This window comes from Pseudomonas sp. EA_5y_Pfl2_R50 (assembly GCF_963970475.1).
Lineage (GTDB): Bacteria > Pseudomonadota > Gammaproteobacteria > Pseudomonadales > Pseudomonadaceae > Aquipseudomonas.
Window position 1 is genome coordinate 152,657 of the sequence record NZ_CAXAPT010000013.1, and the last position, 19,924, is coordinate 172,580.

Annotated in this window: 19 protein-coding genes; all 19 read right to left on the bottom strand. The window is 61.1% G+C overall.

The annotated features are described in order from the left end of the window. Positions 1-46: 46 nt before the first annotated feature. Positions 47-403 (bottom strand): flagellar protein FlaG, encoded by a 357-nt coding sequence (locus AACY19_RS21735; protein WP_339453669.1) that lies wholly within the window; start codon positions 401-403, stop codon positions 47-49. 73 nt (positions 404-476) lie between these two features. After that, positions 477-1,337: a flagellin domain-containing protein gene (locus tag AACY19_RS21740; protein WP_016771090.1), complete on the bottom strand. Its 861-nt coding sequence runs from the start codon at positions 1,335-1,337 to the stop codon at positions 477-479. A gap of 243 nt (positions 1,338-1,580) precedes the next feature. Then, positions 1,581-1,847 (bottom strand): hypothetical protein, encoded by a 267-nt coding sequence (locus AACY19_RS21745; protein WP_339453670.1) that lies wholly within the window; start codon positions 1,845-1,847, stop codon positions 1,581-1,583. Beyond that, positions 1,844-3,133 carry a motility associated factor glycosyltransferase family protein gene (locus AACY19_RS21750; protein WP_339453671.1) on the bottom strand — a complete coding sequence of 430 codons (1,290 nt, stop codon included), beginning with the start codon at positions 3,131-3,133 and terminating at the stop codon, positions 1,844-1,846. Before AACY19_RS21750 ends, AACY19_RS21745 begins: the two co-directional genes overlap by 4 nt. An 87-nt stretch (positions 3,134-3,220) precedes the next feature. Continuing rightward, positions 3,221-4,147: a ketoacyl-ACP synthase III gene (locus tag AACY19_RS21755; RefSeq protein WP_339453672.1), complete on the bottom strand. Its 927-nt coding sequence runs from the start codon at positions 4,145-4,147 to the stop codon at positions 3,221-3,223. 225 nt (positions 4,148-4,372) lie between these two features. After that, positions 4,373-5,425, bottom strand: coding sequence for a pseudaminic acid synthase (pseI, locus tag AACY19_RS21760; RefSeq protein WP_339453673.1), 1,053 nt, complete (start codon positions 5,423-5,425; stop codon positions 4,373-4,375). Then, positions 5,418-6,923 carry a UDP-2,4-diacetamido-2,4,6-trideoxy-beta-L-altropyranose hydrolase gene (gene pseG, locus AACY19_RS21765; protein ID WP_339453674.1) on the bottom strand — a complete coding sequence of 502 codons (1,506 nt, stop codon included), beginning with the start codon at positions 6,921-6,923 and terminating at the stop codon, positions 5,418-5,420. The genes pseI and pseG overlap by 8 nt, the downstream gene beginning before the upstream one ends. Continuing rightward, positions 6,920-7,615, bottom strand: a complete 696-nt coding sequence (pseF, locus tag AACY19_RS21770; RefSeq protein WP_339453675.1) for a pseudaminic acid cytidylyltransferase — start codon at positions 7,613-7,615, stop codon at positions 6,920-6,922. Before pseF ends, pseG begins: the two co-directional genes overlap by 4 nt. Continuing rightward, on the bottom strand, positions 7,612-8,232 hold the full coding sequence (locus AACY19_RS21775; protein WP_339453676.1) for a pseudaminic acid biosynthesis-associated methylase: 621 nt from the start codon (positions 8,230-8,232) through the stop codon (positions 7,612-7,614). Before AACY19_RS21775 ends, pseF begins: the two co-directional genes overlap by 4 nt. Positions 8,233-8,263: 31 nt before the next feature. Further along, positions 8,264-9,421, bottom strand: a complete 1,158-nt coding sequence (pseC, locus tag AACY19_RS21780; RefSeq protein WP_339453677.1) for a UDP-4-amino-4,6-dideoxy-N-acetyl-beta-L-altrosamine transaminase — start codon at positions 9,419-9,421, stop codon at positions 8,264-8,266. After that, positions 9,418-10,419, bottom strand: coding sequence for a UDP-N-acetylglucosamine 4,6-dehydratase (inverting) (gene pseB, locus AACY19_RS21785; RefSeq protein ID WP_339453678.1), 1,002 nt, complete (start codon positions 10,417-10,419; stop codon positions 9,418-9,420). The genes pseC and pseB overlap by 4 nt, the downstream gene beginning before the upstream one ends. Positions 10,420-10,449: 30 nt before the next feature. Further along, positions 10,450-13,365 carry a glycosyltransferase family 2 protein gene (locus tag AACY19_RS21790; RefSeq protein ID WP_339453679.1) on the bottom strand — a complete coding sequence of 972 codons (2,916 nt, stop codon included), beginning with the start codon at positions 13,363-13,365 and terminating at the stop codon, positions 10,450-10,452. 55 nt (positions 13,366-13,420) lie between these two features. Beyond that, positions 13,421-14,158 (bottom strand): cephalosporin hydroxylase family protein, encoded by a 738-nt coding sequence (locus AACY19_RS21795; protein WP_339453680.1) that lies wholly within the window; start codon positions 14,156-14,158, stop codon positions 13,421-13,423. A gap of 17 nt (positions 14,159-14,175) precedes the next feature. Continuing rightward, complete coding sequence (locus AACY19_RS21800) at positions 14,176-15,246, bottom strand: class I SAM-dependent methyltransferase (RefSeq protein ID WP_339453681.1); 1,071 nt, start codon at positions 15,244-15,246, stop codon at positions 14,176-14,178. Continuing rightward, positions 15,243-16,094: an NAD-dependent epimerase/dehydratase family protein gene (locus tag AACY19_RS21805; RefSeq protein WP_339453682.1), complete on the bottom strand. Its 852-nt coding sequence runs from the start codon at positions 16,092-16,094 to the stop codon at positions 15,243-15,245. Before AACY19_RS21805 ends, AACY19_RS21800 begins: the two co-directional genes overlap by 4 nt. After that, on the bottom strand, positions 16,091-17,317 hold the full coding sequence (locus AACY19_RS21810; protein ID WP_339453683.1) for a class I SAM-dependent methyltransferase: 1,227 nt from the start codon (positions 17,315-17,317) through the stop codon (positions 16,091-16,093). Before AACY19_RS21810 ends, AACY19_RS21805 begins: the two co-directional genes overlap by 4 nt. Then, the gene (locus tag AACY19_RS21815; protein WP_116033117.1) at positions 17,314-17,874 is read right to left on the bottom strand and encodes a dTDP-4-dehydrorhamnose 3,5-epimerase family protein; all 561 of its coding nucleotides are present in this window, start codon (positions 17,872-17,874) and stop codon (positions 17,314-17,316) included. The genes AACY19_RS21810 and AACY19_RS21815 overlap by 4 nt, the downstream gene beginning before the upstream one ends. Further along, complete coding sequence (rfbG, locus tag AACY19_RS21820; protein ID WP_339453684.1) at positions 17,871-18,953, bottom strand: CDP-glucose 4,6-dehydratase; 1,083 nt, start codon at positions 18,951-18,953, stop codon at positions 17,871-17,873. Before rfbG ends, AACY19_RS21815 begins: the two co-directional genes overlap by 4 nt. Continuing rightward, positions 18,935-19,708 carry a glucose-1-phosphate cytidylyltransferase gene (rfbF, locus tag AACY19_RS21825; RefSeq protein WP_339453685.1) on the bottom strand — a complete coding sequence of 258 codons (774 nt, stop codon included), beginning with the start codon at positions 19,706-19,708 and terminating at the stop codon, positions 18,935-18,937. Before rfbF ends, rfbG begins: the two co-directional genes overlap by 19 nt. Between the last annotated feature and the right edge of the window lie 216 nt (positions 19,709-19,924).

A 19,924-nucleotide genomic window follows, 5' to 3' on the forward strand; every position in this document is an offset into this window, starting at 1 on the left:
CCTTCCTGGCGTCATAAAGACAGACAAACACTATTCATGCCAGCTATCAGACTTTGGCGTCGAACAACACATGGCTTGCATTGGCCAGACTATCTGCCAGCTTGAGAGCTTCTGCGGAGGGGATCTGTCGCACGACCTCACCCGTTTCGCTCGCGATCACCTTGACGATGACCTTGCCAGAGTGCTCATCAATCGAGAACTCCAGATTACGCTTGATCGACTGTACGAACTTTTCGATCTCTTGCACCGCCAGCTTCAACTTCGCATCGTCCGATTCCTGGTTCTTTGCAACCGGAACATCGGCAATGCTGGTGACTTTAGGCGTCTCTGACGGCTTTTCAGCAACCGGGGTCGCTGGCTTGGGAGCCGGATACGACACGTTAAGCTTTACGCTCATGTCCATGCCCATCACCTCCTGACGTGAAAAAGCGAGAGAGCACGACTAGCGCACTCCCCCGCCAAAACCTGTTCCGAAATTACTGAAGCAGCTTCAGTACAGCGGAAGGCAGTTGGTTGGCTTGAGCCAGAACAGAGGTCGAAGCCTGTTGCAGGGTTTGCTGCTTGGTCAGGTTAGCAGTCTCTGCGGCGAAGTCGGTATCTTGTACGCGACCCTGTGCAGCAGTGGTGTTTTCAGTGATGTTCTGCAGGTTGGAGATGGTGCTGGTCAGACGGTTTTGCGAAGCACCCAGGCTGGCACGGGTTGCACCGATTGCAGCGATAGCGGCGTCGATTGCAGTGATCGCGTTGTCGATGTTCTGCGAAGCAGAACCAGCGCCAGTACCCGAAGTACCGGTCAGAACTACAGTACCGCTACCAACCGACAGGCTGACGGCGTCGAACTTGGAGCTCAGTACCAGGTCGATGTGGTTAGCCGAACCAGTGTTTGCGCCAACTTGCAGGGTCACAGTACCAGCCGAACCGTCCAGCAGGTTTTTGCCGTTCAGGTTGGTAGCAGCGGAGATACGGGTGATTTCGTCAGACATCTGAGCGAATTCAGCGTTGGTAGCGGTCTGGTCAGCAGTGCCGTTGGTACCGTTACGTGCTTTAACAGCCAGTTCACGCATACGCTGCAGGATGTCGGTCGAAGCTTGCAGAGCGCCTTCAGCGGTCTGGGCAACGGAGATACCGTCGTTGGCGTTCTGGATCGCCTGAGTGTTACCGCGGATCTGCGAGGACATACGGTTGGAGATCTGCAGGCCAGCGGCGTCGTCTTTGGCGCTGTTGATTTTCAGGCCGGAAGACAGGCGCTGCATCGAAGTCGACAGGGCGTCGGAAGCGCGGTTCAGGTTTTTCTGAACGTTCAACGATGTGGTGTTGGTGTTTACTGTTAAAGCCATGACGAATTCCTCGTTGGTTGGGTACTGCGGCTTCCGGCCCTGGCAACCGCCGGGTATGGCCTAGAGAACCTTCGTAATAGTTATCGTCGGGTAATCAGGTTGCTTGAGGGCTTTTTGAAAAAAATTTGCCATCACCCTGCCACCCCCGAGAAAACAAGGGCTTAGCCGCCCTCCCTTCGCGAAAAAATGACGTCATAAAACCGACTGCGGCGCAAAGCTGCGGGCCAGTGCTGTCGAGGCACTTCAGTGGCGTGCCGATTCCAGCAGTTCGAGCAACTCATATTCCATTGAGTCGGCCAGCCCCAACCAATCCTGCCGCTCCTGGCAATCGAGCATGGCGGTCAGCACCTGCGCCCAGGATTGCTGGATATTCGCCGGGGCGGACACCAGCGACACCTGCACCCCCTCGAAGACATCGACCATGATCAACGCAGCCTCGACATCCCGCCCCAGCCGAAACAGCCTGGCGCACTGGCGGCAATCGTCGATGGACGGGTCGATGGCGCTCATTGCACGAACTCCTGATTGAATTGCGTGCCGGCGATCAGCGCGCCCGCCCGACTGCTATTGAAGAACTGCACGTGCGGGTGCGCAGCGATATAGCGCTCAAGTACACACAAATAACCACGGAAATTGAGCTGGGTACTGACCCGCTGGCCGTTGCCGTCGCGCACCCAGTGCCGCGCCTGATTGACCCCTGGGCCCAGGTCACCGTCGCCCCAGCCCGCGTGGGTCTTGTTCATCGGGAAGGCGAAATCGGCACCGAACAGCGTGATCCGGGCCGCGCCCATTTTCACCGCCAGATCCACCGCCGGATGAATCACGCTGCCGCCGACATGCAACAGCGCGCGCGGATGCTGCTCACGCAGGCCGGCATAGATCGGACTGGCCGAGTAGCCGCCGTAACGCCTGCCCTTCCAGGCGCCCAGAACCTCGGGATCACTCATCGGCAGATACACCAGGGCGATGCCATCAGATTGCTCAAAAGGCAAATGGCGAAAGCTGATGCGCTGATCGATGGTGACCACCAGATCGGGCTTGATACCGTGCTCGAGCAACGGCCGATAAGCGGTGTCGACACAGATGAACATCGGGCGCTGCGCCTGAGCCCGCGCTGCTGCCAGTCGCTCAAAGTGCCCTTCAAGGGTCGGGCCGGTGCCGATCACGTAGATTTCGCGATCAGTACAACTGCCGAACAATTGTGCGACATCGTCATCGCCCAACAGCACTGGCAAGCACTCCTGCAAACGCTGCTGAATGAACGGCGACTGCGCATCGAACTCGCGATTGTTGAAACTCAAATGAACTTCATTGACCAACCGGTCACGGATCTTCGCATTGAAGTCATCGGCCAGCAGCATCTCGGCCGGCAAGGCGAAAAACGGCGTGAACATGTCCGAGTGATCGCCGGCGTAAAACAACTCGATGCGCGGATCTTCCAGCCAGTCCCGCTGATCGAGCAACTGCAGCACCAGCGCGAACAAGGCGCCGTTGAGGATGTGCACGTACAAGCGCTGCAGTCCTTCGCGCTCAAGCAGGACACCAGGCAGATCGCCGAGGCCAGTGCCATAGACGTGTAATTGCGCTTTGTCGGGCAGGCTGGCCGCCTGAACCTGGGCTTCGTGGAGGCGGTCGTGGCGGCTGGTGAGTTGAATGCCGTTAACACTCAGCGTCGAGCCCAGCCCATCAACCAGTTCGGCCTGAATTGCCGCACTGTCTTCAGCCATAAGTCGCTCGAACAGCGCCGGCCAGCGCCGCTGCAACACTTCGGCATTGGCTTGCAAAAATTCGCTCATGGCGCCTTGCGCTCCCTTTCAGGCAAAAAAATAGCGTTGAAGGTTAACCTTGAACGCTATTTTTGTATTCGCCGTTTTTGATTCAGCTCAAGGGCGATAAATAATCGCCGAGCCCCACGACAGACCGACACCAAATCCGCTGAGCGCAATACGCTGCCAATCGGAATCGATTACGTGTTTTTCCAGCAGCAACGGAATGCTCGACGACACCGTGTTGCCAGTCTCGACCATGTCCTTGATGAACTTCTGCGGCTCGCCTTCGAAGCGCCGCGCCACGGCATCGACAATGGCCGCACTGCCCTGGTGAATGCAGAACGCGTCGATGTCATCGGCCTTGAGGCCGGAATCGTCGAGCAGCTCATGCAAGTGCGCCGGGACTTTCAGCAACGCAAAGTTGAACACCTGACGACCGTTCATGAAGAACACGCCATCGGTCACTTTCAAGTGCGGTGCGCCGGAACCGTCAGTGCCGAACTTGGCCTTGCCCAGCGCCCAGGTCGGGTCTTCGCCCATCCACGTAGCCGTGGCGGCATCGCCGAACAGCATGGTGGTGTTACGGTCTTCGGGATCAACGATTTTCGAATACGGGTCAGCGGTGATCAGCAGGCCATTCTTCAGGCCGGCGGCCTCCATGAAGCCCTTGATCGCGTAAATGCCGTAGACGTAACCGGAGCAACCCAGAGAAATATCGAACGCCGCGACGCTGGTCGGCAGACCGAGCTTGTCCTGCACGATGGCCGCGGTGTGTGGCAAGCCTTCTTCGTCACCGTTCTGGGTGACGACAATCAATGCGTCAATCGATTCACGCTTCAGTTCAGGATTGCTGGCAAACAGCGCATTGGCCGCTTCCACGCACAGATCGGAAGTTTCCTGTTCAGCGTCTTTGCGCGGCAGGAAGGCCGAACCGATCTTGCCAAGGATGAATTCTTCATCCTTCTCGAATTTTGCACCTTGTGCGTAATTGTCCACGCCGGCTACAGGAACGTAGCTCGCAATGCTTTTTATGCCAATCATTACGGCTTCCCAATAAAAAACAGCCCAAGACCACCGCTCGCAAGGATTCGAGGGGCGCCGACAAACAGAAAACGGCCGCCACAACGGGCAGCCACGGGGAGCGCAAAGGGCTATCACTGGAATCGAATACGAGCCAGGCGCCATCTCCCCGATCAATACAATACAGTGAAGATGCGCGTTATGACTCGCAGGTCACGCTATTTTGCCGAATCGGTGCAGATCGGGTTATTCGACCAACGACCAGTCCAGCGGCGTGCCGCGCTTGATCGCCGTGCGGGCACAGCGACCCAGAACCGCTTCGGCGTGCTTGGGCGGCAGTCCGAGGCCCGGGCGAATGGCGCGCAGGTTGTGCCCGGTGAAGGGGTCGCCAGCGGCCATGTCAGCGGTGACGTACAGCGAGCGGCGATAGACCAGCGACTTGCGTTCTGCCTCGGTGACACCGTAATGCACCTGGCCCATCGCTTGCCAGGCGCGCTCGGTTTCCAGCACCAGACTGGCCATTTCCGCCGGTTCCAGGGAGAAGCTGGCGTCCACCCCGCCCGCTGAACGGTCGAGGGTGAAGTGTTTTTCCACCACCGTCGCGCCAAGCGCCACAGCAGCCACTGACACACCAACTCCCATGGAGTGATCCGACAGGCCCACTTCACAACCGAACAATTCACGCAGATGCGGGATCGTGCGCACGTTGCTGTTGAGCGGCGTCGCCGGGTAGGTGCTGGTGCATTTGAGCAGCACCAGATCCTTGCAACCGGCCTCGCGAGCAGCGCGCACGGTTTCATCGAGCTCGGCGATGCTCGCCATGCCGGTGGAAATGATCAACGGTTTGCCGGTAGCGGCCACGCGACGAATCAGCGGCAGGTCAGTGTTTTCGAAACTGGCGATCTTGTAGGCCGGCACGTCGAGGCTTTCGAGAAAGTCCACCGCGCTGTCGTCAAACGGCGTGGAGAACGCGAGCATGCCCAGCGCTTTGGCCCGGGCGAAAATCGGCGCATGCCACTCCCATGGGGTGTGGGCCTTCTCGTACAAGTCGTACAGCGAAGTCCCGGCCCACAGGCTGTTCGGGTCCTTGATGAAGAATTCGCCCTCGGCCAGATCCAGGGTCATGGTTTCGGCGGTGTAGGTTTGCAGTTTCAAGGCATGCGCACCGGCCCTGGCCGCCGCTTCGACAATTTGCAGGGCGACGTCCAGCGACTGGTTATGGTTGCCGCTCATCTCGGCAATGATGAAGGGCGGCGCATCGGCACCAATCAAACGGTCGCCGATCTTGAAACTAGTCATGGGGGTGATCCTTCAAAACACGGGTGAACGCACAGGCACTTTGAGTGAACCCGGCGTCACGAAACACATTCAACGAGGCACGATTGGCCGGCAGCACATCAGCGGTGATTGCAATCACCTGCGGCCAGTGACGGGTGACGAACGCCTCGCCCCGCGCCAGCAGCGACTTGCCCCAACCCAGGCCAAATCGACCCTCGAGCAGATAGATCGACACTTGCGCATCAAACCCACGCAGGTCATAGCGCAGCACCCCGACCGGGCCGTCGTCGGCCTCGGCGATCAACAGCAGACGTTGCGGGTTGCGCAAACTCGCTGTCAGCCAGTTGACGTGCTGCGGCCAGTCGATTGGCGCGCTCGTCAGCGACCAACGGCGCACCGCTTCGGCGTTGCGCCCGTCAAACAACAACTGCGCATCCTCGGGCGTGGCGGGCCGGATCGTCAGCACCGCGCCGGCCAGTGCGGCGGCAACGCGCAACGCGCCGCGCCCGTCGACCAGTTGCCGCGAGCGTTCGGCCAGGCTCTGGCGCAAAAAATAATTGCCGGTGACAAAGCCGATGGCATCGCGCAACTGCTCGACGCTGACCTGCTCGCGGGCGCCCATGAACACATGCGCCCCCGCGGCGGCCATCACTTCGCCGTTGTTCTGCTGGTTGTTCGACACGGCGATGCAGATGGTCGGCAGCCCCATCGCCGCGCGCTCCCAACTGGTGCCGCCACCGGCGCCGATAAACAGATCCGCCTCGGTCATGCGCTGGTAGAAATCGCTGACAAAACTGTGCAGGCGCCAGTTCGGCCGCGTTTCGGCCAGCGCCTGCATTGTCGCCCATGCCGGGTTGTCGGCCCCGGCGACGAAATCCACTTGCAGCTCGGTGAAATCCGCCAGCGCGAGCATCGCGTGATGGGTTTGCCGCGCCGCGTCGAAACCGCCGAAGTTCACCAACACCCGCCGGGCCTTGGGCTGGATCGCGATGGCCGGGCAATTGAATTCCTCGCGCAACATCGCATAACGCGGGCCGAGCAAGGTGCGACAGCCCTCGGGCAGCAACGGCGCGTAGTTTTCGCTGAGGCCGGAGAGGTTCTGATTGAGCAGCAGATCGACGCTGTAGCGCCGGGTGGCAAGATCGTCCACCGCTGCGATGCGATGCGCCCAGCGCCGTGCTGCAGTTTGCCAGTGATGATCGAGGCCATAGTGATCAACGATGATCCAGTCGAACTCGGCTTGCCCTGCAAGCTGCGAGCCCAGCGCATCAATGTCGTGCTGCCACGGCAACATCGACTCGATGGCTTGCTGTGGGTCTTCGTCGGCATAACGCTCCGGCAGCGCGAAGGTTGCAAAGCCCTCGGCGCCCAGCGCATCAAGACGATGTCCCGGCAGACGCCGACAGGCAAACGCGACATGACTGCCCTGCGCGCGCAACACCCGCGCGAGCGTCAGGCAACGGGCGATGTGGCCACTGCCGATGGTCGGCGAGGCGTCGGCACGAATCAGCACTCTCATTGCAGTTCTCCGCCGGCCTTGAGCGCGGCGTACAAATATTCGGCGCGTTTCCAGTCTTGCGGCGTGTCGATGTCCTGCACCAGATGCCGGGGCAGGATCACCGGCAGACTCGCCGGCGAATACAACACTTCGCCACGCAGCCACGCCTCGCGACGGCCCCAATAGAACTGGCCGGCATCCTGAAACGCTGCGGTCAGGTCCTGGGAGCGGGTGTTGCGAAATTCCGGATACAAAGCGGTCAAGGCGCCCTGCTCGTCCAGAGTCAGCGCCCGTTGCACCGGAAAACCGAAATCGCATACCGAGAAGGCAAACGACTTGTCCGCATGCTGCTCCAGCAACTCGAAGCCTTCACGCAGATAGCGCACTTGCAACAGCGGCGCGGTGGCGTACACGCAGCAGGCGTAATCGAACGACGGCAGTTGCTCCAGAGCATGCACGATCACCGCAGCGGTACCGGTGAAATCATCGGCCAGCGCCGCCGGCCGCATGAATGGCACCTGCGCCCCGTGCGTGCGCGCCACCTCGGCGATTTCCGCGTCGTCGGTGCTCACCACCACTTCATCGAACAAGCCTGAATCCAGCGCGGTACGGATCGAACGGACAATCATCGGTACGCCGTCGAACGGCAACAGATTCTTGCGCGGGATGCGCTTGCTGCCGCCGCGGGCCGGGATGATCGCGACACAGTTCAAGGACGTTTTTCCAGCAGGAACCAAGTGATGTCGTCTATCGGGAATCGCGGATCACGGTGATAACCAAAGCCGTAATCGAGCAATTGCAGATCGGGATAGCGATCAAGCATTTCACCGGCGAAATCGCGTTTGAACAGCTTGCCGCTGTTGCCGCGATAGGACACTTCTACCGGCGCCGGGTTGTAGTACTCGGCGATCAGGATGTAGCGCCGACTCAGCGCGTACAACTGCGCATAGGCGCTCGCCAACAATTGCGGCGCCAGATGGATCAGCACACCTTTACTCAGAGTCAGGTCATACATGCGCTCGCGAGGAAAGTCGAACAGCGAGCCGTGCCAAATCTGCGCAATGCCCAGTGTTCGCGCCTGCGCGCAGGCGCTTTCATTGATCTCGACCCCGAACAAATCACTTTGCGGCAGCAGTTGATGCAACGCCTGCAAGTTGTTGCCGGCATTGGTGCCCAACTCCACCACGCTGTCGATACGTGCGGTGCGGCTCAAAGCCTTGGCGAACAACGCCAGATTGGCCGCCACCAGCGGCTGTCCGACGTTGCGATCAACGTACTGGTTGCCGAACTCGCCCTGCCAGAATTTTTCCTGCTCGCTCAGATCACGCATCGCACAGTCTCATCCACCGCCGCAGCGGGATTTATTCGGTCAGCCGGCGCAATTGCTCGACCACATGATCCTGCTGCTCTTCGCTGAGCAACGGGAACAGCGGCAGGCTGATCGCTTCAGCGTAATAACGCTCGGCTTCGGGGAAGTCGCCCTCGGCGAACCCCAGGTCACGATAGTACGGCTGCAAATGTACTGGAATATAGTGCAGGTTCACGCCGATACCGGCTGCACGCAAACCTTCGAACACCTGACGGTGGGTCAGGCCGATACGCTCGGTCTGCAGGCGCACCACGTACAGATGCCACGCCGACTCCGCCTCTGGCTGCGCACTGGGCAACGTCAGCGGCAGGTACGCCAGCAAGCGATCATAACGCGCCGCCAGTTCGCGGCGACGGGCAACGAAACCGTCCAGTTTGCCGAGTTGCGACAAGCCCAGCGCCGCCTGCAAATCGGTGATCCGGTAATTGAAGCCCAGCTCGATCTGCTGGTAGTACCACGGGCCGTGGCTGGGTTCGGTCATCTGTTGCGGGTCGCGGGTCATGCCGTGGCTGCGCAGGCGTTGCAGGCGCTCGGCCAGCTGCGGGTGATTGGTCAGCACCATGCCGCCTTCGGCACTGGTGATGATCTTCACCGGGTGAAAACTGAACACGGTCATCGCCGCAAACTCACCGCAACCCACCGGGCGTCCGGCATAGCGGGCCCCTACCGCGTGCGAGGCGTCTTCGATTACGGTGAAGTTATAGCGCTCTGCCAGTTCGGCAATCTTGCGCAGGTCGCAGCTCTGCCCGGAGAACGCCACCGCCACCAGCACTTTCGGCAGCGTGCCGTCCCGCTCGGCCTGGCCGAGTTTCGCTTCCAGGGCAAAGGCGTCGAGGTTCCAGGTCAGCGCATCGATGTCGACGAAATCCACCTCGGCGCCGCAATAACGTCCGCAGTTGGCCGAGGCGAGAAAGGTGTTCGGTGTGGTCCACAAACGGTCGCCCGGGCCGAGGCCGGCGGCGCGGCAGGCAATGTGCAACGCCGCTGTGGCATTGCACACCGCCACAGCAAAATCCGCCTGACAACGTTCGGCCATCGCCTGCTCGAAGCGCTCAATGGTTGGCCCTTGGGTCAGCCAATCCGATTGCAGCACCTCGACCACTGCGTCGATGTCCGCCTGGTCGAGGCTCTGCCGACCGTAAGGGATCATACCGAGAGCTTCGCGTGCAGATCGGCGATCTGCCCGACCGAAAGGAAATGCGGATTGGTGTCGGAGCGGTATTCGAAATCTTCGCTGACCGCTCGCCCCCGCTCACCGACTTTGTCGAGGGCGAAATCGACATCGACGCTGGTGAAGCGGATCGACGGCTGGATGGTGTAGTGATCTTCGAACTCAAGGGTCATCCGTGCATCGTCCAGCGGCACCATCAGCTCATGCAGTTTTTCGCCGGGACGAATGCCGACGTTCTTGTGCGGCAGATGTTGCGCCATGCCCCGCGCCAGATCGACGATGCGAATCGACGGGATCTTCGGCACGAACACTTCGCCACCATGCATGCGCGCAAAGCTGTCGAGGACAAATTGCACACCGTGGTCGAGGGTGATCCAGAACCGCGTCATGCGCTCGTCGGTGATCGGCAACTCTTGAGCGCCGCTGGCAATCAGCTGGCTGAAAAACGGCACCACGGAACCACGGGAGCCGGCCACGTTGCCGTAGCGCACCACGGCAAAACGGGTCGGCTGCTCACCGGCGATATTGTTGGCGGCGACAAACAGTTTGTCCGAGAGCAACTTGGTCGCGCCGTACAGGTTGATCGGGCTCGCCGCCTTGTCGGTCGACAGCGCCACGACTTTCTTCACGCCGTTATCAATGGCGGCGGCGATGATGTTCTCCGCGCCATTGACGTTGGTGCGGATGCATTCGGTCGGGTTGTATTCGGCTGCCGGCACCTGCTTCAGCGCGGCGGCATGCACCACGTAATCGATGCCGCGCATGGCCTGACGCAGACGCTCGGCGTCGCGCACGTCACCGAGAAAGTAACGCATGCACGGCGCGTTGAACGTCTGCTGCATTTCGTACTGCTTGAGCTCATCGCGGGAGAACACCACCACGCGCTTGGGCTGATATTGCTCCAGCAGACGGGCAATGAACTTGCGCCCGAACGAGCCGGTACCACCGGAGATGAAGATCGATTTTCCATTGAACATGTTGTGATTCCTGTTCCCTGTCCGGCAGGCTTAAGCGAGCAACTGCGCCCAGTTCAGCGCGGCGCTGTCATTGAGCACAAAACCTTTGCCGTTCAGGCTCAGGTTGGCGTTGTACGCCTGATCCTGGGCGAACGCGGCCGGCCATTTTTCCCGCAGCGCCGCCAGGGCCTGTGGCGCCTCAGGCATGCCGCCCGGATGGATGACCTGCACCGCTGGCGTCCACACCGTGAGGTAGCCGGCCTGGGCCGCGCTGAGGCACAGATCGACATCGCTGAAAGCGTCGACGAAGGCACTTTCGTCCAGACCGCCCAGTGCGTCGAACAGCGCTTTGCGCACCATCAGGCACGTGTTCGATACCGCCGAATAGTTCTGCTCCACCGCAAGGCGATGCAGGTAACCGTCGGCATCGTGCTTCTCACCGACGAAGGCCGAACCGACGCCGCCGTTCATGCCCAGGATCAATCCGGCCTGACTGATCTTGCGATCACGGTCGATCAGTTTCGGGCCGACCACGCCGATCTCCGGACGCAGGGCATGGTTGAGCAGCGAGTCGAGCCAGTTCGGATTGACCACTTCGGCATCAGCGGCCAGCAGCACCAGATACTCGCCCCGGGCCTGACGGCTGGCGGCGTTGAACAACGCTGTTGCGCTCAGCGCCCGATCACTGCGCAGCACCTCGACTTTCGGGTGTTGGTAAGTGCCCAGCCAGTCGTTGACCTCAGCGCTCTGCTCCGCCGTGGCGGCGATCAGCACTTCGTACTGGTGATAACGGGTGCGCAGCAACACCCCATCGAGGCAGCGTTGCAACACGGCCAGATCGTTACCCGCCGGAATAATGATCGACACCAGCGGGCGCTCACTGTGGTGGTAGTCGATCTGGTAAATCCCCGGCACCGCCGAAGTGACCTTGGCCTTGTAGCCGCGATTGCCCAAATGACGCAGCAGCGCAAGGCGCTCGTCAGGGTTCTCGGCCAGCTCCGGCGCCTGGGTAATCAGCAGCGGTTCGTCGAGATGCGCCAGGCTGTTGAGGCCATGCTCTTCGATCAGGCGCAACAGAACATCGAGTTCCAGCGCCTTGCTGAAGTCGGCGCGGTAGCCGCCGACCTCCACCAGGGCGTCGCGGCGCACCAGCCAGTGCCGCGCCATCAGGGTTGGCAGGCTCAGCAGCAGGTCAAGGTTGAAGCCAGGACGGAACACGTCGACCAGCGCACCGTTTTCCTGGCGCTGGATTTCGTCGGTGGAGACCGCGCGGCAATCGCCGGCGTTCATCAGTTCCAGACTGGCGCGCAGCAGGCCGCTGGCGGTGAATTCGTCGCCAGCCTCGGCCAGCAACAGCCAGTCGCACGGCGACTGACGCGCGCTCTGGTTGAGCTTGTCGACCAGATTGTCCGGGGTCACGCGGACAAAGTGCAGGATGTTCTGCGCCGTGGTCGCGGCCGGCGCTTCGCCGGTGGTGAACACGACAATCCGGAAGGCCTTGCACTGGCCTTCCAGCAAGCTGTCGAGAGAGACCTGAAGCTTGTCGATGTCGTCGTCCATGTCCAGCAGGAAAATGCCGAACTGCGGGCCGCCGCCATTCACCGACAAATGTTCGCCGATTGCCTTGATCTGGTGCTCGCCGGGTGCGCGCGCGGCCAGCCACTTGAGCAGGCGACCGGACTGCATCGTGTCCATCACCGCCTGATGATCTTCGTCGGTCAGCGCTTCGAGGCGCGCGATCCACGCCAGCATGTCTTGCGCTTCCTCGGCTTCGCCCATCGACGCCAGTTGTGCGGCCAGACGCTTGACCACGATGCGGTTGAACGCATTGAGGTCATGGGCCTGCCACAAACGGTCGAGAACACTTTCCGGGGTGTCGTTGTTGCGCGCCTGCAGCAAGTGCGCCTGGCGGGTCCAGATGCCTTCGAGCCCTTCCAGTTGAATGCGCCCCGCCGGCATGGCGTGCAGCATGAATTCGAAATGCGCCAGGCGATCAAAGAACGCCTCGTTGTAGAACGGCATTTCGACGTACTGCAACGGCCCGAACCGGCGATCCGGGTACTTGAGTTCCTGATTCCAGGTGGACTGGATGATCAGTTCCGCCGTCAGCGCACGACCCGATTGCAGGCTGTCGACCATCGCTTCGAAACTTTGCAAGGCGAACGCCTTGCCCTGCTTGGCATCGAGGTCGTTGATCTGGGTAGGCAACGCGGCGAGGAATTCGGCAAATGCTTCACGCTCGGCGACGGACCTGGCATCGACGTAGGTCAGCGAGTGGTACACCTCGGTGCTGTGTTCGGAGGCGCCGTAGTTGATCTCGCGCACCACGTAAGGCATCGGCAGAATCCGCGCCTTGGCACTGGCGAGGAGGAAGTAGACGTGGCCGATTTCCTGCCACTGGAAACTGGTGCCCGGCGGCAGCGACGAATGCCAGCGCTTCATCAGGTCGGTCCGGGTCACCGCATAGAACGGCGGGATGTACTGGCTCATGTAATCGACCACCCGTTCCTGGGCGTTGTCCGAGCAGTAGTCTTCCTGGACCTTCTTGTCGCGGCGGTAGTAGCTGACGCCACCGGCCAGGGTCAGGTACATCATGCAGTAGCCGTGGCACATGCCGTAATCCGGATTGGCCTGCAGGAAGCCCACGGATTCGACCAGCGAATCGTGCAGGATGAAGTCGTCGTCGGCCGCCAGCACCATGTACGGCGTGGTCAGTTGTTCGACGCCATAGGCTAGCTTGGCCTGCATGCCCCAATAGGCGAATTGCGGCACGTGGTGATAATCGACGCTGGAAAAATCCCCTTGCGGACGCTCGGGTGTGGAGTCCAGCACCATGATCTTGCAGGGCAGGCTGCTGTAATACTTCACCGCCCGGCGCAGGAATGCCGGCCGATTGTGAGTAATCAGCACCACCGTCAACAGCTCGTTGACCGGTAGCGTCAGTTCAGAACTGTACTTGCCTTGCATAACTTCTCTCCACAACCGGCGACTCGCCGAGATAACGCTTTGGGGATGTTGCGAATTAACGGACGCGACGCAGATAGCCATCCGGCGCCACGGTGATCAGCAGCTTGTTCTGCAACTGCTGGTCGATCTCGAAGTCCTGGTTCTCTTCGAGGTATTTCCATACTGCGGTTTTCGGGTTATCGCCCGGGCCCCAAGGACGATCCGGGAAGAAGTCGGCCGGCATGTCTTCCACCACGGTGTCCATGACCACGCAGTAGCTGTCGACCGACACCAACGGTGCGTACAGACGCAGCTCTTCGAGGACGTGATCGTGGGTGTGGTTGGAGTCCAGCACCAGAATGACTTTCTTGCCTTTGGCGGCAGCTTGCACCTGGGCGGCGATGCCGGCGTCGATGCTCGAACCTTCGATCATCTTGATACGCTTGGCCATCGGGTGGCTCTCAATGGCTTCGCGGTTGTGCGGACGAATGTCGAGGTCGATACCCAGCACTTCGCCATGGCCTTGCAGCTCGAGCAACGAGGCGTAGTAGATGATCGAGCCGCCGTGGGCGATGCCGCACTCGATGACCAGATCCGGCTTGACCTGCCAGATGATCTCCTGCATCGCCATCATGTCTTGTGGCAGCTGGATGATCGGACGGCCCATCCACGAGAAGTGGTAGCTGTATTTGTGCTTCGCCGATTCGTTGAAGAAATCACGGGCAAGGCCAGTGAGTTTCTGGTCGTCACCCTGCTGGGCGATCTGTTCCCGGCACTCGGCTTCGAAGGCTTTGTTGATGCTGTTGTCGGTCATTTTCAAAATCTCAATGGTCACTGGAACGAAGCGCTGTCAACGGCGTGATAGACGTAGCGTCCACCGGTCATCCGCTTGATTTCTTCGAGGTAATTGGAGTTCATCACAAACAGGTTGGCACCCTCGGGCAGCGCGTCCATCGCCTCTTGCGGCGACGACACGCGCGCACCGCTGAGCGGCAGATAACGCCCTTGCTTGGCCGGGTTGATGTCGACCACGCGATCCACCGCCACACCCGCGCGTTGCAGGAACAGCGAATAGATCACGCCTTTGGACGACGCGCCCCAGATCGCCGAACCCTGCTCGGGCGACGCCTGGATAATCTGCACCGCGCGATCAAGGCTGGCGGTGAAACCATCGGGCAGCGCCAGGCGCGCTACCGGTTGTTCCGGGGTCAGGCGCAACGTCGCCAGGTCGGCAACGATGTACAGGTATTGGCCACCGAACAGGTGACCGGCCTCGTGAACGGTGCCGAACAGGCGGCGCAGGTCATCGAGGCGGAAATAATTGACGTGTTCGTAGAACAGATCGAACCAGGCCTTGTGCTCGAGAATCCAGTCGAAGCACGGCACTTCGATGTAGATCTGCCCGCCCTGGTTGGCTTCGGCGATCTCGGCGAGGAAGCTCACCGGGTCCTGGATGTGCTCCAGCACATGGCGCAAGACGATGGCGTCCGCCGCCAGCCCGAGGCCACGGGTGAACGGCGCCTTGATCACGTCGGCGTTTTCACCTTCGTATGCCGGGTCAATGCCGGTGATCGAATAGCCGAGACCTTTGAGCAGCTCAAGGAAGTAGCCCTTGCCACAGCCGACTTCGATCAGCTCCTGGCCCTTGAAATGCCTGGCGATGATGCCTTCGACGTCGCTCAGGTGTTTCTGGAACTGGCCGGAATGCGCCTGTTCGTTCTGGTAATCGGCGTCGTAGCTGAGCTTGTCGGCGTCGAACGCGGCGTTGAAGATCAAGCCGCTGCGCTCGTCCTGCACCAACCGCATGTCGGCACGGGCTGAGGCTTGCGCCGATGCGGCATCGGCAAAGGTGCGGTTCTGCAGCACCGGCAGGTCAGTGACCCGATACAACTCGTGCCTCATGACGACTCTCCCAATAACTGTTGCAAACGCTCGGTCACGGCCCAGAACGCCAGTGGCTCATGGGTCGGATACGGGTAGTGGCCGAGGTTCAGGTTCAGCGTCGCGCCGCGTTCGCGCAGGCGTTGCTCGACCAATGCACGCACCGAGACCGGCTGCCCGCTGGCGCAATTGATCACGCCGTTGAATTCACGCTGGTGCAGGATGGCGGCGAGGTGTCCGGCAGCGGTTTTAACCGGCAGGAAGTCACGCAACTGCTCGCCGGCGGACATGTTGAACGACGCATCGCCGCTGTCGATTGCGCGGTCCAGGGCCGCCAACAGACTGTTGGGGTTCTGCCCTTCGCCGTGCAGGTAGAACAACCGCGCCCACTGCAAGGTGAACGGCTGTTCCTGCTGCAGATTCTGCAAAAACAGGTGCAGCGTGTGTTTCGCCAGACCGTAGGGATTGCTCGGCTGCGGCTCGCTGCTTTCGCTGAGCGGACCACTTTGCAGGCCGTATTCGAAACAGGTTCCGGTGATCAGCACCTGCGGCACACCCGCCTTGACCACGCTTTTGATAAAGCGATAGTCGGCCATCAGGTTGTGCTCGAAATGGAACAGCGCGCGATAGTTCGGCAGTCCCGGCCAGGCCAGATGCGCCAGCGCATCAATGCCTTCTACCAGCGCTGCGACATCCAGATCGGGCGCGTGAATATCTGCGCTGACGAACTCGACGTCGTTGATCCACGGCATGCCTTGCGCCGTTTCTGCGTTACGCGCCACGGCGCGTATTTCGCAGCCACGCGCCAGCAAGGCAGCAACCAGATGCCGGCCAACAAAGCCTGTAGCCCCGGTAACCAGAACCTTCACAGCACTTTCAACTCAGGCACGGCGATCACGAAGCGCCCGTCCCACTGACGCACCTGCGCCAGTTGCTGACTGACTTCGTGGAGCAGGTTCCATGGCAGCACCAGCACGTAATCCGGCTTGTCGATATCGATCTGCGCCGGCGCGACAATCGGAATCCGGCTGCCCGGCAAACACTTGCCCTGCTTGTGCGGGTTGGCATCGGCCACCCACGCCAGCAAGTCGGGTTTGACCCCGGCGTAGTTGAGCAAGGTATTGCCCTTGGCGGCCGCGCCGTAACCGACCACACGCTTGCCGTCGGCCTTGGCCTGCAACAGGAAGCGCAGCAGTTCATGCTTGATGCGTTCAGCGGCGGGCGCGAGGGTCGCGTAGTACTCGGCAGTTTTTACCCCGGCATCGAGTTCGGCTTGCAACTGTTGCTGCACCGCCGGTTGCACCGGGCGACGCTCGCCGTCCCGGCGCTGCACGAACACCCGCAGCGAACCGCCATGGGTGGTCAGTTGGCTGACGTCGAACACTTCCAGACCGTTGCGCTCGCACAGGGTCTGCACGGCGGTCAGCGACAGGTACGAATAGTGTTCGTGATACAGCGTGTCGAACTGCGCGCCAGCCATCAGCGTCAGCAGTTGTGGGAATTCAAACGTGGCGACGCCGGTCGGCTTGAGCAGCGCCGCAAACCCACCGAGGAAATCATTGATGTCCGGCACATGCGCCAGCACGTTGTTGGCGGCCATCAGATCGGCGCCCCAGCCTTCGCTTTTCAGCTGTGCGGCGCTGTCGCGACCGAAGAACACTTCACGAATCTCCAGACCCTTTTCCCGCGCCGCTTGCGCGGTGCTGCGGGTCGGCTCGACGCCCAGGCACGGAATGCCACGACCCGCCACGTATTGCAGCAGATAACCGTCGTTGGCAGCGACTTCGACCACACGGCTGTCGGCAGTCAGGCCGAAGCGTTCAACCATCTCGGCGACATAGCGCTCGGCGTGGGCCAGCCAGGTACTGGAGAACGAACTGAAGTAGGCGTACTCGGCGTCGAACAGGCTGTCGGCGCTGGTGTAATCCTCGGTCTGTACCAGCCAGCATTGCTGACACACGGCGACCTTCAACGGCACCCATTGCTCGGCCTGCTCGAGGCGATCAGCATGCACATAGGCGTTGGACGGTGGCGAGGTGCCGAGGTCGATCAGCGGCAGGCTCAGCGGTGCGGCGCACCCACGGCAGTTCATAGACGCACTCCAGCAAAGTGTTGATCGAGCGCGGGATGGCTGGAATCACGCGCTGACAAATTATTGACAGGCAACGGCCAGGCAATCGCCAGCCGTGGATCGTTCACTGACAGCCCGCCCTCATGCTCCGGCGCGTAATCGGCGCTGTGCAGGTAGAGCAATTCGGCGTCTTCGGTGAGGGTCTGAAAACCGTGGGCGAACCCGGCCGGGATCAACAGACTGCGGCCATCACCGGCCTTCAGATGCTCGGCGTGCCAGTGCAGAAACGTCTCGGAGTCCGGGCGCAGATCCACCGCCACGTCCCACACTTCACCGCGCAGGCAGGTGATCAGTTTGGCTTCCGGGGCGTTGCCATTCTGGTAATGCAGACCGCGCACACTGCCCTTCTCGCGGGTGCAGGAATGGTTGATCTGGCGAATGTGAAATTCGCTGCCGAACGCGCTCAGGCTGCCTTCGCAGAACAACCGGGCGAAGTGCCCGCGCTGATCTTCAAAACGCTTGTGCTGGACGCTGAACAGCCCGGCCAGCGGCAACGCTTTCAAGGAAAACTCGCTCACAGCGCGCCTCGGTACAGGTTCAGTTGGCCGAGGGTCACGGAGCGCATGTCATCGCCGTTCTGCCACGCCAGGTGCCAGTCGAGGGTCTGGGTCAGGCATTGCTGCAAGGTCCAGCGCGGTTGCCAGCCCAGCAGTTGCCGGGCGCGGCTGCTGTCCAGGCGCAACAGACCGGCCTCGTGCAGTTCGCTTTTTTCGATGCGCAGACCCCGCGCCTGCGGCCAGCGGCTGGCGAGCAGTTCGACCACTTCGCCGACGCTGCACATGTCTGCCTCGCCCGGGCCGAAGTTCCACGCACCGGCGTATTCCGGGCCTTGTTCGTAGAGGCCGGCGGCCAGTTGCAGGTAACCGGCCAGCGGCTCCAGCGCGTGCTGCCACGGGCGCACGGCTTGCGGGTAACGCAGGGTCACCGGCTCGTCGGCGGTCCAGGCTTTGAGCACGTCGGGAATCAGGCGCTCAGGGGCGAAATCGCCGCCGCCCAAAACGTTGCCGGCACGCGCGGTGGCCAGGGCCAGACCGTGTTCGGCGTACTTGTCCGCCGGAAAGAACGACGCGGCATAAGACTGCGCGAGCAACTCGCAGCAGGCCTTGCTGCTGCTGTAAGGGTCATGCCCACCGAGCGCTTCGTCTTCGCGGTACGGCCACAGCCATTCCTTGTTGGCGTAGACCTTGTCGGTGGTCACCAGCACGCAGGCGCGCACGCAGCCGACCTGACGAATCGCTTCGAGCAGGTTCAGCGTGCCCATGACGTTGCTGGAGTAAGTGCCGAGCGGATCGCGATAGCCTTCGCGCACCAGTGGCTGGGCGGCCAGGTGCAAAACGATTTCCGGCTCGGTGTCGACAATGATTTCGAGCAAGGCGCCGAGGTCACGCAGATCACCGCGCTGATCGTTGATGCCTTCGTGCACCCGCGCCAGTTCGAACAGGCTTGGTTCAGTCGACGGATCAAGGGAAAAGCCGCTGACTTGCGCGCCGAGGCTTTGCAGCCACAGGGTCAGCCAACTGCCTTTGAAACCGGTGTGACCGGTGACGAGGACGCGTTTGCCGCGCCAGAAATCCGCACTCAGGCCCACTGCTTCCATGGGGCCTCCCCGTTCTGCCACAGTGCGTCGAGGTGGTTCTTGTCGCGCAGGGTGTCCATTGGATGCCAGAAGCCTTCGTGCTCGAAGGCTTTCAACTGTTCGTCCGCTGCCAGACGTGCCAGTGGCTCGGCTTCCCAGGTGGTGGCGTCGTCAGCAATGTACGGCAGCACTTTGGGCGACAGCACGAAGAAACCGCCATTGATCCAGCCACCGTCGCCGCGAGGTTTTTCGGTAAAGCCCAACACCTGATCGCCCTGCCGTTCAAGGGCGCCGTAGCGGCCCGGTGGCTGCACGGCAGTGACCGTCGCCAGACGGCCGTGGGCTTTGTGGTAATCGACCAGTTGCGCGATGTTGATATCGGAAACGCCGTCGCCATAAGTGAAGCAGAACGCCTCTTCATCCTTGAGATAACGCCCGGCGCGCAGCAGACGGCCACCGGTCATGGTTTCCTCGCCGGTGTCGATGAGCGTGACGCTCCACGGCTCGCTGTAGTTCTGGTGCACGTCCATGCGGTTTTCGCGCATGTTGAAGGTGACGTCGGAGGTGTGCAGAAAGTAGTTGGCGAAGAAGTCCTTGATCGCATAGCCCTTGTAGCCGAGGCAGATCACGAAGTCGTGAATTCCATGGGCGGAATACTGCTTCATGATGTGCCAGAGAATTGGCTTGCCGCCGATTTCAATCATTGGCTTGGGCTTGAGGTGCGACTCTTCACTGATGCGCGTGCCGAGGCCACCCGCCAAAATAACTGCCTTCATCGTCTCCCCTCTCGTACTTCACCGGGCTGCGCACGGCTTTCTTGAGCTGCGCGGGCCATCTGGCTAAACCGTTTGCCGTGACGGGCGTCGGTGCAATGACCGCGAGCGCTCGTTTTATGGCGATTTGAGGGGGACTTGCAGGAAACGCGCCAGCTCCATGAGCCCCGCGTCAGCTGCACCACAAGGCATGAAAAAAGGGATGAATCCAGCCCTGGA

Excerpts from the sequence above, each read along its gene's own strand:
- AACY19_RS21755 (WP_339453672.1), bottom strand. The coding sequence starts at position 4,147 with ATGATTGGCATAAAAAGCATTGCGAGCTACGTTCCTGTAGCCGGCGTG.
- AACY19_RS21810 (WP_339453683.1), bottom strand. The coding sequence starts at position 17,317 with ATGAACTGCCGTGGGTGCGCCGCACCGCTGAGCCTGCCGCTGATCGAC.
- pseC (WP_339453677.1), bottom strand. The coding sequence starts at position 9,421 with ATGATCCCTTACGGTCGGCAGAGCCTCGACCAGGCGGACATCGACGCA.
- rfbF (WP_339453685.1), bottom strand. The coding sequence starts at position 19,708 with ATGAAGGCAGTTATTTTGGCGGGTGGCCTCGGCACGCGCATCAGTGAA.
- rfbG (WP_339453684.1), bottom strand. The coding sequence starts at position 18,953 with ATGGAAGCAGTGGGCCTGAGTGCGGATTTCTGGCGCGGCAAACGCGTC.
- pseI (WP_339453673.1), bottom strand. The coding sequence starts at position 5,425 with ATGACTAGTTTCAAGATCGGCGACCGTTTGATTGGTGCCGATGCGCCG.
- AACY19_RS21790 (WP_339453679.1), bottom strand. The coding sequence starts at position 13,365 with ATGCAAGGCAAGTACAGTTCTGAACTGACGCTACCGGTCAACGAGCTG.
- AACY19_RS21750 (WP_339453671.1), bottom strand. The coding sequence starts at position 3,133 with ATGAGCGAATTTTTGCAAGCCAATGCCGAAGTGTTGCAGCGGCGCTGG.
- pseB (WP_339453678.1), bottom strand. The coding sequence starts at position 10,419 with ATGTTCAATGGAAAATCGATCTTCATCTCCGGTGGTACCGGCTCGTTC.
- AACY19_RS21800 (WP_339453681.1), bottom strand. The coding sequence starts at position 15,246 with ATGAGGCACGAGTTGTATCGGGTCACTGACCTGCCGGTGCTGCAGAAC.
- AACY19_RS21735 (WP_339453669.1), bottom strand. The coding sequence starts at position 403 with ATGGACATGAGCGTAAAGCTTAACGTGTCGTATCCGGCTCCCAAGCCA.
- AACY19_RS21775 (WP_339453676.1), bottom strand. The coding sequence starts at position 8,232 with ATGCGTGATCTGAGCGAGCAGGAAAAATTCTGGCAGGGCGAGTTCGGC.
- AACY19_RS21795 (WP_339453680.1), bottom strand. The coding sequence starts at position 14,158 with ATGACCGACAACAGCATCAACAAAGCCTTCGAAGCCGAGTGCCGGGAA.
- AACY19_RS21740 (WP_016771090.1), bottom strand. The coding sequence starts at position 1,337 with ATGGCTTTAACAGTAAACACCAACACCACATCGTTGAACGTTCAGAAA.
- AACY19_RS21745 (WP_339453670.1), bottom strand. The coding sequence starts at position 1,847 with ATGAGCGCCATCGACCCGTCCATCGACGATTGCCGCCAGTGCGCCAGG.
- pseG (WP_339453674.1), bottom strand. The coding sequence starts at position 6,923 with ATGAGAGTGCTGATTCGTGCCGACGCCTCGCCGACCATCGGCAGTGGC.